This window comes from Streptomyces sp. NK08204, assembly GCF_020400585.1.
GTDB lineage: Bacteria > Actinomycetota > Actinomycetes > Streptomycetales > Streptomycetaceae > Streptomyces.
In genome coordinates, this window is record NZ_JAINVF010000009.1 from 33,512 (window position 1) to 46,933 (window position 13,422).

At 71.1% G+C, this 13,422-nt stretch carries 16 protein-coding genes; 6 read left to right on the top strand and 10 right to left on the bottom strand.

Annotated elements, in window-relative coordinates; all coding sequences use genetic code 11:
- The first annotated feature begins 214 nt into the window (after nucleotides 1–214).
- Nucleotides 215–1,408, top strand: coding sequence for a DUF3103 family protein (locus K7G59_RS16115; RefSeq protein ID WP_308295052.1), 1,194 nt, complete (start codon nucleotides 215–217; stop codon nucleotides 1,406–1,408).
- Between the two features lie 72 nt (nucleotides 1,409–1,480).
- Here K7G59_RS16115 and K7G59_RS16120 read toward each other — a convergent pair whose 3' ends face one another.
- The 4 genes from K7G59_RS16120 to K7G59_RS16135 all read right to left on the bottom strand — a co-directional run bounded on the left by K7G59_RS16120 (nucleotide 1,481) and on the right by K7G59_RS16135 (nucleotide 5,420).
- Entirely contained in the window at nucleotides 1,481–3,181 is a 1,701-nt protein-coding gene (locus K7G59_RS16120) for a methylmalonyl-CoA mutase (protein ID WP_225834722.1), read from the bottom strand.
- Between the two features lie 94 nt (nucleotides 3,182–3,275).
- Nucleotides 3,276–3,614, bottom strand: coding sequence for a DUF3817 domain-containing protein (locus K7G59_RS16125; protein ID WP_225834723.1), 339 nt, complete (start codon nucleotides 3,612–3,614; stop codon nucleotides 3,276–3,278).
- Nucleotides 3,615–3,657: 43 nt separating this feature from the next.
- Nucleotides 3,658–4,167, bottom strand: coding sequence for a MarR family winged helix-turn-helix transcriptional regulator (locus tag K7G59_RS16130; protein WP_225834725.1), 510 nt, complete (start codon nucleotides 4,165–4,167; stop codon nucleotides 3,658–3,660).
- A gap of 11 nt (nucleotides 4,168–4,178) precedes the next feature.
- Nucleotides 4,179–5,420, bottom strand: coding sequence for an MFS transporter (locus K7G59_RS16135; RefSeq protein WP_225834727.1), 1,242 nt, complete (start codon nucleotides 5,418–5,420; stop codon nucleotides 4,179–4,181).
- Between the two features lie 145 nt (nucleotides 5,421–5,565).
- Here K7G59_RS16135 and K7G59_RS16140 point away from each other — a divergent pair, with 145 nt between their 5' ends.
- Nucleotides 5,566–6,546, top strand: coding sequence for a DUF5937 family protein (locus K7G59_RS16140; RefSeq protein ID WP_225834729.1), 981 nt, complete (start codon nucleotides 5,566–5,568; stop codon nucleotides 6,544–6,546).
- A 20-nt stretch (nucleotides 6,547–6,566) separates the two neighbouring features.
- On the opposite strand, the gene K7G59_RS16145 is transcribed toward K7G59_RS16140, so the two are convergent.
- From K7G59_RS16145 to K7G59_RS16165, 5 genes are all read right to left on the bottom strand, one after another.
- Nucleotides 6,567–7,220: a TetR/AcrR family transcriptional regulator gene (locus K7G59_RS16145; RefSeq protein WP_225834732.1), complete on the bottom strand. Its 654-nt coding sequence runs from the start codon at nucleotides 7,218–7,220 to the stop codon at nucleotides 6,567–6,569.
- On the bottom strand, nucleotides 7,217–7,897 hold the full coding sequence (locus K7G59_RS16150) for a DUF4166 domain-containing protein (RefSeq protein WP_225834734.1): 681 nt from the start codon (nucleotides 7,895–7,897) through the stop codon (nucleotides 7,217–7,219). The genes K7G59_RS16145 and K7G59_RS16150 overlap by 4 nt, the downstream gene beginning before the upstream one ends.
- Entirely contained in the window at nucleotides 7,894–8,649 is a 756-nt protein-coding gene (locus K7G59_RS16155) for a hypothetical protein (RefSeq protein ID WP_225834736.1), read from the bottom strand. Before K7G59_RS16155 ends, K7G59_RS16150 begins: the two co-directional genes overlap by 4 nt.
- A gap of 127 nt (nucleotides 8,650–8,776) precedes the next feature.
- The gene (locus K7G59_RS16160) at nucleotides 8,777–9,070 is read right to left on the bottom strand and encodes an MTH1187 family thiamine-binding protein (protein ID WP_225834738.1); all 294 of its coding nucleotides are present in this window, start codon (nucleotides 9,068–9,070) and stop codon (nucleotides 8,777–8,779) included.
- A complete protein-coding gene (locus K7G59_RS16165; RefSeq protein WP_225834740.1) occupies nucleotides 9,067–9,417 on the bottom strand; it encodes a DUF3817 domain-containing protein in 351 nt (116 codons plus the stop codon). Before K7G59_RS16165 ends, K7G59_RS16160 begins: the two co-directional genes overlap by 4 nt.
- A gap of 192 nt (nucleotides 9,418–9,609) precedes the next feature.
- Here K7G59_RS16165 and K7G59_RS16170 point away from each other — a divergent pair, with 192 nt between their 5' ends.
- The 4 genes from K7G59_RS16170 (at nucleotide 9,610) to K7G59_RS16185 (ending at nucleotide 12,266) form a co-directional block, all read left to right on the top strand.
- Nucleotides 9,610–10,242 carry an AIM24 family protein gene (locus K7G59_RS16170; RefSeq protein ID WP_225835103.1) on the top strand — a complete coding sequence of 211 codons (633 nt, stop codon included), beginning with the start codon at nucleotides 9,610–9,612 and terminating at the stop codon, nucleotides 10,240–10,242.
- 1 nt (nucleotide 10,243) lies between these two features.
- Complete coding sequence (locus K7G59_RS16175) at nucleotides 10,244–10,894, top strand: AIM24 family protein (protein ID WP_225834742.1); 651 nt, start codon at nucleotides 10,244–10,246, stop codon at nucleotides 10,892–10,894.
- A complete protein-coding gene (locus K7G59_RS16180; RefSeq protein WP_225834745.1) occupies nucleotides 10,891–11,697 on the top strand; it encodes an AIM24 family protein in 807 nt (268 codons plus the stop codon). The genes K7G59_RS16175 and K7G59_RS16180 overlap by 4 nt, the downstream gene beginning before the upstream one ends.
- A 92-nt stretch (nucleotides 11,698–11,789) precedes the next feature.
- Entirely contained in the window at nucleotides 11,790–12,266 is a 477-nt protein-coding gene (locus tag K7G59_RS16185) for a MarR family winged helix-turn-helix transcriptional regulator (RefSeq protein WP_225834747.1), read from the top strand.
- A 107-nt stretch (nucleotides 12,267–12,373) separates the two neighbouring features.
- On the opposite strand, the gene meaB is transcribed toward K7G59_RS16185, so the two are convergent.
- Nucleotides 12,374–13,351: a methylmalonyl Co-A mutase-associated GTPase MeaB gene (gene meaB / locus K7G59_RS16190; protein WP_225834749.1), complete on the bottom strand. Its 978-nt coding sequence runs from the start codon at nucleotides 13,349–13,351 to the stop codon at nucleotides 12,374–12,376.
- Nucleotides 13,352–13,422 lie beyond the last annotated feature (71 nt).

Here is a 13,422-nt window from a genome sequence, read left to right on the forward strand (position 1 = left end):
GCCAACTCCCCTCCGCCTGACAAAAGTTCAACTGTCCGCGCCGTGAAGACCTTGTACGTATGACATGGCCCCGTCATCATGACGGCTACGGGATCTACTCGCATAGATCATCGGCTGGATCCGGTTCCGGGGTTCCGTGCTCACCCCGCTCCGCCCGGCACCGACCCCCTGACAGTGCGTCACCGACCATTCGAATCCAGGAGGCCCGATCCTCGTGAGACTTCGTCACACCCGTCGGCGCGGCACCCTCACCGCCACCGCGGCCACCCTGCTCGCCCTCTGCGCGGCCCAGACGCTGGCCGCCGCGCCCTCGGCCGGCGCCGCCCCCGCCGCCCCCGCCACCACCGCCGCGCATTCGGCCCGCGCCCACTCCGCCACCGCCGAGAAGGTCGCCACCGCCCAGGAGCAGGCTGCGCGGGCCCTCGCCCGCTCGCTCGGTGACAGCGCCTGGCGCACGCGACTGCGCACGGCCGCCCTGAAGTCCGACGGCGTGGCCCTCACTCCGCTCGCCGCCCGGGCCAACCCCGGCCTGCAGTCGCGGCTCGCCGCCGCCGACCGTGCGATCGCCACCGCCAAGGGCCTGGACGCCAAGGCCGGCCCGCTGCTCCAGTTGCGGCTCGGCGACCGCTCCATGCGCGCCGCGCTGGCCGCCGGCGCCACCCCCTGGGTCGCGGCGGCCACCTCCGACGACGACACGAACACGGTCACCGCGTACGACGGCCTCGGCCGCGCCCACAGGCTGGACGCCCGCGAGGCGCCCGCACGTCCGGTGTACGTCGTCGACATCGACAGCTCCAAGGCGCTGGCGGCCGGCCTGGACGTGCTGCGCAAGGAACTGGTGACCAAGGGCGTGCAGTCCGCGGCGCCCGGTGCCGTGAACACCGCGCCCTCGAACCGGACGATGACGGCGACCACCGGGGGCTTCTGGACCACGAAGATCGACGCGGTCGAACTCTCGAACGACGAGGAGCCCTGGATCAAGGGCGCCGCCGAGATCTACACCCTGGTCACCGGCTTCGGCCAGGACGGCAAGGTCCGCGTCGACCCCGTGGACATGCCGTACCTGGACTACGACGGCACGGTCTACCGGCCCAACCAGATCCTGGTGAACTGGTCGTACTACAAGTACAACCTGGCCGACGCCGTGATGATGGAGGACGACGGCGACACCAACTACCACGACCTCGCCGTGGCGATCGCCGACGCCCTGCTCACCATCACCGACCAGGGCGCCTACATCCCGTTGGTGAACGCGGTCCTGAACGCCATCCCGACCTCGTGGTGGACCGACGACCCCGACTACGTCGACTCCTGGTACACCCTGGCGCAGGGCAACAACGGCACCTACTACGGGGCCCGCGGCAACGGCTGGATGACCATGGAGCCCTACTGGGTGCAGCAGTTCTGACCCGGTGGCGCACCAGAGGGCCCGCCGGAACGGATCTTCCGTTCCGGCGGGCCCTCTTCCGGTGACGACGGATCAGAAGCCGGCCGGCTCGGTGTAGACGCCCCACTCGTCGCGCAGCACGCCGCAGATCTCGCCGAGGGTCGCCTCGGCGCGTACGGCGTCCAGCATCGGCTCGATCATGTTCGCGCCGGACCGGGCGGCGGCGAGCATGCCGTTCAGCGCCGCCTGCACGGCGCCCTCGTCCCGTGCCGCCTTCCGCTCGGCGAGCACCCGCACCTGCTCCCGCTCCACCTCGTGGCTGACCCGGAGGATCTCCAGGTCACCGGTGACGGACCCGGTGTGGACGTTGACGCCGACGACCCTCTTCTCACCCTTCTCCAGGGCCTGCTGGTAGCGGAAGGCGGACTCGGCGATCTCGCCGGTGAACCAGCCGTCCTCTATCCCGCGCAGAATGCCGGAGGTGATCGGTCCGATGGGGTGCCGCGCGTCCGGGTGAGCCCGCAGGCCCCGCTCCTTGATCTGCTCGAAGATCTTTTCCGCGTCGGCCTCGATCCGGTCCGTCAGCTGCTCGACGTACCAGGAACCGCCCAGCGGGTCGGCCACGTTGGCGACCCCGGTCTCCTCCATCAGCACCTGCTGGGTGCGCAGCGCGATCTCCGCGGCCTGCTCGCTCGGCAGCGCGAGGGTCTCGTCCAGCGCGTTGGTGTGCAGCGAGTTGGTCCCGCCGAGCACGGCGGCCAGCGCCTCCACGGCCGTACGGACCACGTTGTTGTACGGCTGCTGCGCGGTCAGCGAGACACCGGCGGTCTGCGTGTGGAAGCGCAGCCACTGCGCCTTCTCGCTCTTCGCGCCGTACACGTCCCGCATCCAGCGGGCCCAGATCCGGCGCGCCGCGCGGAACTTGGCGATCTCCTCGAAGAAGTCGACGTGCGCGTCGAAGAAGAAGCTCAGCCCCGGCGCGAACACGTCCACGTCCAGCCCGCGCGAGAGCCCCAGCTCCACGTACCCGAACCCGTCCGCGAGCGTGTACGCCAGCTCCTGCGCGGCCGTGGCACCCGCCTCGCGGATGTGGTAGCCGGACACCGACAGCGGCTTGTACGCGGGGATACCGGCCGCGCAGTACTCCATGAGGTCGCCGATGAGCCGCAGGTGGGGCTCGGGCTGGAACAGCCACTCCTTCTGCGCGATGTACTCCTTGAAGATGTCGGTCTGGAGGGTCCCGTTAAGCACCCCGGGGTCGACACCCTGCCGCTCGGCGGCGACGAGGTACATGCAGAAGACGGGCACGGCCGGCCCGCTGATGGTCATGGAGGTGGTGACGTCGCCGAGCGGGATGTCCTTGAACAGGACCTCCATGTCGGCGGCCGAGTCGATCGCCACACCGCAGTGGCCGACCTCGCCGAGCGCGCGCGGGTCGTCGGAATCGCGGCCCATGAGCGTCGGCATGTCGAAGGCGACGGACAGGCCCCCGCCGCCCGCGGCGAGGATCATCTTGTACCGCTCGTTGGTCTGCTCGGCGTTGCCGAACCCGGCGAACTGCCGGATCGTCCAGGTACGGCCTCGGTAGCCCGTCGGATGGAGGCCGCGCGTGAAGGGGTACTCACCCGGCCAGCCGATCCGTTCGAAGCCCTCGTACGTGTCCCCCGGCCGGGGCCCGTACACCGGCTCCACGGGGTCACCGGAGAGCGTGGTGAAGTCCGCGTCGCGCTTGCGTGCGGAGTCGTACCGGGCCTGCCAGCGTCGGCGGCCCTCCTCGATGGCGTCAGCGTGCATACATCGAATTTACTTGGACGTCCTAGTAAATGTCGATGGCAGACCGCCGTACGGCATCCGTACGGCGGCAGAATTTTCCGTCGCCGGGCGTCGGCTAGGCGTTCGCGGCGGCCGGGGCGGGGCCGGCGACCCTGCTCTCCAGCTCACGGCTGACCTTGCGCTCGACGAAGAACGCGGCGGTGGGGATCGTCCCCGCCAGCAGCACCCACAGCTGCTTGCCGACCGGCCACTTCGCCTTGGCCCCGAGGTCGAAGGCGAAGACCAGGTAGACGACGTACAGCCAGCCGTGCGCGATGCCGACGAAGGTGGTGAACTTGTCGGCCCCGTCGAGGTGCAGCCCGTACTTGGCGATCACGCCCAGGGTGAGCAGGACCAGCAGCACGCCGGTGATGTAGGCCATGGCGCGGTAGCGGGTCAGCACGCTTTTCTTCATGCCGTCGAGCGTAACCGCCCGTTCCGGGAGATCTTGCCCCGGGTCACTCCTCCTGGAAGTCGCCCGCGGCGATGCGCAGGGGCCTGAGCATCGCGAAGATCTCCCGGCACTCCTCCGCGTCGTACGCCCCGAGGCCGAAGTCCACGGCCATGAGCTCACGGGTGGCCGCGTCGACCACCTCGCGGCCCTTGTCGGTGATGACGGCGAGGGTGCCGCGCCCGTCGTTCGGATTGGGCCGCCTGGCGACCAGCCCGGACTTCACCAGCCGGTCCACGGTGTTCGTCACGGACGTGGGATGCACCATCAGACGCTCGCCGATCTTGGACATCGGCAGCGCACCGGTCTTCGAGAAGGTCAGCAGCACCAGCGCCTCGTACCGCGCGAACGTGAGCCCGTAGGGCTTGACCACCGCGTCCACCTCGGCGAGCAGGATCTGCTGCGCGCGCATGATCGAGGTGATCGCGGCCATGGACGGCACGCTCCCCCAGCGCTGCTTCCAGAGTGCGTCGGCGCGGGCGATGGGATCGAAGGGAAGGCTGAGAGGCTTCGGCACGTCGTCAGACCCTACCCGCCGGTCATGTGCGGGGCTGCACCGTCTCGGCTTTCGGTCGACCGGGCCTCCAGCGCGAGCCCGCAGCAGCTCAGGGCGCCCAGGACACCGGCTCCGGCGACGGCCGTACGCACCCCCGCGATCTCGGCCGCCACCCCGGCCAGCGCCATGCCGACGCCCTGCACGGTCATCAGGCCCGCGCTCAGCACGGTCATGGCCCGTCCGCGCAGCTCCTCGGGCACAGCCCGCACGAACCACTGGTCGATGCCCAGTGTGTACGCCGAGCCCGCGCCGGACAACAGCAGGAGCAGCAGGGAGAGCGGGAGCCCCGGACGCAGCGCGTACCCGGCGTAGGGCAGGAGGGCCAGGCAGAGCAGCGGGAGCGCGATGCGTTCCCGTGCCACGGGGCGCAGGCGGGCCCCGGCGTACAGCTCCCCGGCCACGGTGCCGACCGGCAGCGCGCACATCAGCAGGCCGAGGCCGGTGGGGCCGGCGCCGAGCACGTCGGCGTAGGGCGCGGCGAGGGCCTCGGGAACGACCGAGAACATCGCCGGGATCCAGAAGAGCAGGAGCAGGACGCGGATCCGGCGGTCGGCGAGGAGGACGCCGAGACCGGCGGACGGGGTGTCCGCGGACCGGGTGCGGGCAGGGCGCCGGCGGGTGCCGAGACGCAGCAGCGTGGCCGAGGCGAGGAAGGTGCCGACGGTGATCAGCAGCGCATGGCGCGGTCTGACGGCGGCGAGCAGCAGCCCGCCGAGGCCGTAGCCGACGAGCAGGGTGCTCTGGGCGACGATCCGCAGCAGGGAGCGGCTGAGGACGAACAGGTCGCCGTCGCCGAGCACGTCGGCGAGGGTGGCCATACGAGTGCCCGCGAACACCGGGGCGACGACGGCGAGGCAGCAGCGCAGCGCGAGCAGGGTGCCGGTGCCCGTGCCGGGGGTGGTCATCAGGGCGACGCAGCCCGCGCACACCAGGTCGCAGGTCACCAGCACGCGCCGGGCCGGGAAGCGGTCGGCGACCGGGGCGAGCAGGGTGCCGCCGACGGCGTGGGGCAGGAATCCGAGCGCGAAGGTGAGGGCGCTGAGCAGGGCGGAACGGGTGAGGTCGTAGACCAGGACGGACAGCGCGATCTCGCTGACGATCACGCCGAGCATGGACAGGAGGTGGGCGGCGAAGACGGCCCGGAACTCGGGCACGGAGAACAGGCGGGCGTAGCCGGTGCGGGCGGGCGCCGGGGTCCGGGGCGGTGCTGACATGCGGGGCAGCGTGCCCGCGGAAGGGTGGGGCGCCGTAGAGTTTCGGCTCCGGCCGAATGTTCGACTGTCTGTCCGTGCGGGCGGAGGTCCGGCCACCGTCCTCGGCACCCCTGCCGCGGGCATCGCGGGGTCCCGGAGGTGATGCATGCCCTCACTGCTGCACTTCGGCGAGGACGACTTCCTGCGCTGCCGGTTCGCCGTCTCGCCGCTGTGGGAGACCCAGGAGGCGGTACGCACCCTGAAGCGGCCGGACCGGCACGGGTACCACGCGCCGTGGCTGCGCCGGATGCGTACGGCGGCGAGCGGGCTGGACCTCGCGCCGCTGTGGCTGCTGATGCCGAGGCGGGGCCACTCGCCGGACTGGCTGGGGTCGCCGCCGATCGGCCCGGCGGCGACCTTCGAGGAGGAGATCGCGGCGGTCCGGGCGGCTGACCCGGAGGCGGCCCGCGAGGACACCGCCCGCTCGCTCGCGTGCACCCCGGGAGCGCTGCAGTCGCCGTGGGGCCGGGCGTGGCTGGCGGATCCGGCGCGGATGGTGCGGGAGCTGGCGGACGCGATGGAGGAGGCCTGGCGGGTGCTGGTCGCGCCGGACTGGCCGAGGCTGCGGGCGCTGCTGGAGGCGGACGTGGCCTTCCACTCGCGGCGGCTGGCGGAGGTCGGGCTCGGCGCGCTGCTGCCGGAACTGGACGCGCGGCTGTCCTGGAACGGGCGGACGCTGACGCACGCGTACCACGGCGAGTACATCCGGGACCTCGACGGCCAGGGTCTGGTGCTGATGCCGAGCGTGTTCTCCTGGCCCGACGTCGTCTCGGGTTTCGACCCGCCGTGGCAGCCCACCCTCGTCTACCCCGCCCGGGGCATCGCCGGCCTGTGGACCGAGCCCGCCGAGCGGGCTCCCGAAGTGCTGGTGCGGCTGCTGGGGCGGAACCGGGCGGCGGTGCTGGCCGCGCTGGACGAGCCCGCGTCCACCACCGCGCTGGCCCACCGGCTCGGGCTCGCCCCCTCGTCGGTGTCGGCGCAGCTGGCGGTCCTGCGGGACGCCGGACTGCTGACCTCCCGACGGTACGGACACCAGGTGCTGTACGGACGGACCCCCCTCGGGGTGGCACTGGTCTGCGCCGGCTGAGCCGCCGTGCGGCCCCGCCCTCAGCCCCGGCGTCTCCTGCGCTGCAGGTGGCGGTGGACGGCCCGCTGGGCGACGGGGCCGAGTTCGTCCAGGGCGGTCACGAGGTCGCCGAGTTGTTCGAGGGCGTCCAGGGCCGCGTGGGCGCCACGCTCGTCGACGCCCTCGTACAGCTCGATGCCGACGAAGGACGCGGCGACCGCGCGGGCCAGTCCGGCCGGGTCGGTGAACGCGCCGAGGGGGGTCGCTGCGAGCACCCGCCGGAGCACCTGTTCGATCTCGGTGATCCACAGGTCGAGGCCGGTCGCGGTGGCGGGGCCGAGGGCCGCGTGGGTGGGGGCGCCGGCCAGGAGCTGGCCGAGCAGGGCCATGTGGCCCCCCGCCCGTTCCCGCTCGTGGATCTCGCGGCCGAGGGCGAGCAGCTCGGAGAAGGAGCCCACGGAGGCGAACCGGGTGCGGTACTGGGCGACGGCCTTCTCCGCGCCGTAGCGGCAGGCGGCGGCGAGCAGTTCGTCCACCGATCCGAAGTGGTAGAAGACCAGCGCCTGGTTGACCCCGGCCGCCGCCGCGACGGTACGGGCCGAGGTCTTGGCGATGCCCTGTTCGGAGAGCGTGCGCAGGGCGCCCTCCAGCAGCTTGGTCTTCGTCTCCTGGGACTTGTCCGGCTCCGGGGTCATGCGCGGGCCTCCTCCCGCACGGGCCGCAGTCCCGGCCGGACGCCGCAGGTGCGGACGTCCCGGTACGACGCCGTGAAGGTGCCCTGGTAGCCGAAGAGCGGCCCGAAGCGGCGGTTGACGACCCGGACCCGGATGCGGAAGCGGCCCGCGGTGTCGTCGTAGGACTCGCGCACCTCGGCGGTGGCGCCCATGAGCTCGGGTACCCGCAGGTCGACCGGCCCCTCCCGGAACCGGTGCTCGCCCGAGCGGATGAGCAGGGAGCCGTCGGGTTCGACGCCGAGGTGCAGTTCGCTGGCGAGATGCTGGTGGGTGCCGAGGTAGTCGAGGATGCGGTCGCCCTTGGGGCTGAGCACCATCTGCGCGTCGAAACGACGGGGGCGGCCGGGCAGGTCGAAGGTGCGCACGAAACTCACCGTCTCGCGGCCGAAGGTGTCCGTGTACGGCACGTTCTCGATGACGAAGGGGATGTTCCGGCCCGCTCTCGGAACCAGGATGTTGCGGGTGGCCCCCAGGGCGAGGAACGGCCGCACGAACGCCGGTCCGTGCCAGATCCGCTCCATCACGCCCCGGCCGGTGCACGCCTGCCCGCTCGCCAGGCCCACCGAGAAACGGCGCCGCAGTTCGGGGTGGAGGCGGTGGAAGTCGTCGCCCAGCACGGTCTGGAAGATGGACGTCATCGGCGTTTCTCCAGGGTGCGCAGGACCCGGGGCGCGCGGGCACCGTTGATCACAGGGGCGCGCAGGCAGCGGCGGGCGGCCGGGGTGCAGGCGAGCGGAGCCTTCAGGAGGGCGGCGCAGATGGCGGTGAGGAGCAGCAGCGGGAGGAGATAGGCGGCGGTCGCGGCGAACCCTCCGAAGTAGCCGAGCCGGGTCTCCTGGCCCAGCCCGGCGCAGCACACGACGAGCACGAGCGCCCGGACGGTCAGCTCGGTGAGCCAGTTGGCGAGGGCGCGCTCGGGGGTGATGCCCCGCTCCAGCCACAGCCGCAGCCGGTCGAAGGACCAGGCGGTCGCCCAGCCCATCAGCGGGCGGAACACCAGCCGGTCGACGACGGAGCCGAAGGCGCCCCAGCGGGGGCGGTAGTCGTAGCCGGTGAGGAAGCGGACGCCGTGGGCGTCGGGCACGTAGCGCCAGTAGCCGCTGCCCTCGGCGATCAGGGAGAGGGGGTGCGGGGACGAGAAGCGCAGCGCGGAGGTTCGGGTGCCGTCAGGGCGTTCCTTCTCGCCGGCGGCGACACCGGTGCCGGACACGGTGAGGAAAGGGAGCACGCGGGTGACGTACCGGAAGCGCTGCGGCTCGCCCTCGGTGCGCGGGAGGTAGTCGATGTCGGTGAAACGCAGGTCCCAGCGCCGGTGCCGGGCGGGGTGCTGGGTGCGCGCCCAGAGTTCGTCCAGGTCGGCGCGTATGCGTGTCTCTATGTAGAGACCCATGTGTTCCCCCACGTCGGACGGTGTTTGAGCGATCGCTCAAAATATCTGGGAGGGAACGTACACCCTTTGAGCGATCGCTCAAAGAACGGGGACGGGAAAACCCCGGCCCGCAGGGACCGGGGCTGGGCTAGCGTGCCAGGTGCCGCTCGACGGTCTCGACCTTGGAGGTGAGTCCGTCGGTCACGCCGGGCCGGATGTCGGCCTTCAGGACGAGGGACACGCGCGGGGCGCGCTCCTCGACGGCGGCGACGGCCCGCCTGACGACGTCCATGACCTCGTCCCACTCACCCTCGATCGAGGTGAACATGGCGTCGGTGCGGTTGGGCAGGCCCGACTCGCGCACCACACGGACGGCGTCGGCGACGTACTCCCCGACGTCCTCGCCGACACCCAGGGGCGTCACGGAGAAGGCGACGATCATGCGTTGACGATCCCTTCCTTGCGGGCCCGCGCGGCGATGACGGCGGCCTCGGCCTCGTGGCGCAGCGCACGCTCGATGACGAAGCCGCCGCCGGGGATGATCGAGTACGCGAAGTACAGCGCGGCCTTGCCCTTGCCCCACTTGGTGCGGTTCCAGGCGTCCGCCCAGAAGAGCACGTAGAGGACGAACAGCACACCGTGGATCGGGCCGAGCACCGGAGCGACGTCGAAACCGGAGGACACCGTGTACTTGATGATCGTGCAGGCCGCGAGCACGATCCAGGAGATGCCCTCCGGTACGGAGATCAGGCGGAGGCGGCGGATGGCGGAGGCTGTCTTGAGGTCCACGGGTCACCTTCGATAGGAGAGTCACCGACGGCGCTGTCGCTGGCGGTCGTCATGTGAATCCGCTTTGTGAACGGAAGCACAAACGTCCGGCCATTGTGGCAAACGGAGCCCCTCGGGGTGTGCTCAGGGTCGCTCTCCACCCATAGGCCCTGTTCCGTCCACCCGCCCGGCCGCTACGTTCGCAGGGTGGCGATGTTCCGACTCCAGGGCAGCAAAGTGCTCGCCGTCGACATGACCGGGGACGCCGTGAAGGCGAAGAACGGCTCGATGGTCGCGTACGACGGGCAGATGACCTTCAAGAAACTGAGCGGCGGCGGTGAAGGGCTGCGCGGGATGGTGACCCGGCGGCTGACCGGTGAGCAGATGACCATGATGGAGGTGCGCGGGCAGGGGACCTGCTGGTTCGCGGACCGGGCGTCCGAGATCAACCTCGTCAGCCTCGAGGGGGACAGACTCTGCGTCGAGTCGAGCAACCTGCTGGCGACGGACGCGGGCCTGCGAACGGGCACGACGTTCACGGGGCTGCGCGGGGCCGCGCAGGGCAACGGCCTGTTCACCACGACCGTCGAGGGGCACGGCCAGGCGGCCGTCATGTCCGACGGGCCGGCGGTCGTCCTCCGGGTCGGCCCGCAGTACCCGCTGATCGTCGACCCGGGCGCGTACATCGCCCACCAGGGCAACCTACGGCAGACCTTCCAGTCCGGTGTGACCTTCCGCACGCTCCTCGGCGAGGGCGGCGGGGAGGCGTTCCAGATCCGCTTCGAGGGCGACGGGCTGGTCTATGTGCAGCCGAGCGAGCGGAACACGATCGCGGGGGATCTGTGACATGGGCTTCCGGGAGATCAATTCCAAGATGGTGGAGGCGACCGTGCTGCCGGGGCAGCGGCTGTTCAGCCAGCGCGGGGCGATGCTCGCCTACAAGGGGGACGTGTCCTTCACCCCCAACCTCCAGGGCGGCCAGGGCGGGCTGATGTCCATGGTCGGGCGGCGGGTGGCCGGGGAGGCGACCGCGCTGATGACCGTCGAGGGCAGCGGCACGGTCTTCTTCGGGCACGGCGGCCACCACACGCACGTCATCAATCTCTCGGGCGACACCCTGTACGTCGAGGCCGACCGGCTGCTCGCCTTCGAGGGCACCCTCCGGCAGGGCACGATGTTCATGGGGTCGCAGGGCGGGGTCATGGGCCTGGTGCGCGGTCAGGTCACCGGGCAGGGACTGTTCACCACCACCCTGCAGGGCCACGGCTCGGTGGCCGTGATGGCGCACGGCGGCGTCTTCGAGATCCCGGTCACCCCGCAGCACCCGGTCCATGTCGACCCACAGGCGTATGTCGCCCATCACGGCGACGTACGCAACAGGCTGTCCACCGCGCTCGGCTGGCGGGACATGGTGGGCCGCGGCTCCGGCGAGGCCTTCCAGCTGGAGCTGAGCGGCAGCGGCACGGTGTACGTCCAGGCCTCGGAGGAGAAGCTGTGAGCGCGTCCGCAACCCCCGGCGGCCCGGTGGTGCACGACCCGACGACGCTGCCCGCCGACGACAACGTGAACGCGTACACGTTCTGCGTGGAGCTGAAGGGCGGGCAGTGGTTCCTCCAGAAGGGGAAGATGATCGCCTACTACGGGGTGATCGAGTTCAACGGCATCGGGCACGGTCGACTCGACCGGCTCGTCCGCACCTCGTTCCATTCGCCACTGCACGCGAGCGACTGGGTCGTGGCCGAGGGCTCGGGCAAGATGCTGCTGGCAGACCGGGCTTTCGACGTCAACTCGTACGACCTGGACGACGGGAACCTGACCATTCGCGCGGGCAACCTGCTCGCTTTTCAGCCAAGTCTTACGCTGAAACAATCGATCGTGCCGGGTTTTCTGACCCTTCTCGGAACCGGCAGGTTCGTCGCTGCATCTAACGGTCCGGTGGTGTTCATGGAACCTCCGATCCGGGTGGACCCGCAGGCACTCGTCGGGTGGGCCGACTGCCCGTCACCGTGCCATCACTACGACCACGGCTACCTGACGGGCGTATGGGGCGGTCTACGTGCGACGACGGGCCTCGGCGGGGCCTCCGGGGAGGAGCACCAGTTCGAGTTCGCAGGAGCCGGCACGGTCCTGTTGCAGTCGACGGAGACCCTCATGGCCGAGCAGGCCACGGGGGCGGTTCCGCCCGAGCCGGGAGTGCCCGGCGGTGGCGGAGCCGGACCGGCCGGACACGGTCCGCAATCGTCCGGCGTACCGCGCCTTCCCGGACAGCTGGGGGACCTCCAGCGTCGCTTCGGGCTGTGAGCGGTAGTCTGCGGAGTGTGACATCGAACGCGTGCGCACAGTCACACCATCCGAAGTAGTTCGCCATTCAACTTCTTAGGTAGACTTCATTCATGGAGACCGAGACGGCCACGCCCTGGCTGACCGATGCGGAGCAGTGCGCCTGGCGCACCCACCTGGAAGTCAACATGCTGTTGACATACCAGCTGGAAAAGGATCTGCAGCCGTTCGGCCTGACAATGAACGACTACGAGATTCTTGTGAATCTGTCCGAGTCCGAGGACCTCCGGATGCGGATGAGCGATCTGGCCTCTGCCACGCTGCAGTCCAAGAGCCGGCTCTCCCACCAGATCACACGCATGGAGAACGCCGACCTGGTACGCCGCGAGAACTGCGAGTCCGACCGGCGGGGACTCTACGCCGTGCTGACCGAGCACGGCATGGAGACGATGAACAAGGTCGCTCCCCACCACGTGGCATCGGTGCGGCGGCACTTCATCGACCTGCTGTCGCCGGAGGCGCTGATGGAGCTGGACAAGGCCCTGAAGCCGATCGCCGAGCACCTGCGGGCGCAGCGGGGACGCCCCTGAGCCGACCTGAGTGAGCGGCAGCCTCCGGGGCGCCGGTGTCATCCCGGGCCCGCCCCTGGGGGCTGCCGCCCCCAGACCCCGCGTCAGGCCCTGAACGAGCCCCTGCCTCAGCCGCCGGACGGGCCGGAGGGGCTGTCCGTCAGCCCCGCCACCAGTTCGTCCGCCGCCCGGTACGGATCCAGCTCCCCGGCGACGATGCGCTCGGCGAGGGCGCCCAGGTGGCGGTCGCCGTGCAGGTCGCCGATGCGTTCACGCAGCGCCGTGACCGCGATCGTCTCCACCTCGCGGGAGGCGCGGGCCAGTCGGCGCTCCGCCAGGACCCCCCGCTCCTCCATCCACGCGCGGTGCTTCTCCAGGGCCTCCACGACCTCGTCGATGCCTTCGGCGCGGGCGGCGACCGTCTTGACGATCGGCGGGCGCCAGTCGCCGGGGCCGCGGGCCTCGCCCAGGCCCAGCATGTGGTTCAGTTCGCGGGCGGTGGCGTCGGCGCCGTCCCGGTCGGCCTTGTTGACGACGTAGACGTCCCCGATCTCCAGGATTCCGGCCTTCGCCGCCTGGATGCCGTCGCCCATGCCGGGGGCCAGCAGCACCACGCTCGTGTCCGCCTGGGAGGCGATCTCCACCTCCGACTGGCCCACGCCCACCGTCTCGACCAGGACCACGTCGCAGCCCGCCGCGTCCAGCACGCGGATCGCCTGCGGGGCGGCCCAGGCGAGACCGCCGAGGTGCCCGCGGGTCGCCATCGAGCGGATGTAGACCCCCGGGTCGGAGGCGTGCTCCGACATCCGGACCCGGTCGCCGAGCAGTGCGCCGCCGGAGAACGGGGAGGACGGGTCGACGGCCAGGACGCCGACCCGCTTGCCCTGCTTGCGGTACGCCGTGACGAGGGCGGAGGTGGAAGTCGACTTGCCGACACCCGGCGAGCCCGTCAGACCGACCACATAAGCGTTGCCGGTCAGCGGGGCCAGTGCCGCCATGACCTCCCTGAGCTGAGGAGACGCCCCCTCCACCAAGGAGATCAGCCGTGCCACGGCCCGCGGCCGGCCTTCCCTGGCCTGGGCCACCAGAGAGGAGACGTCCTGCATCAAACAGCTCCGTTCACTACACAGACGTACAGGGGAACCCGGGCCGGGGATCCGGCCCGGGGACTCAGCCC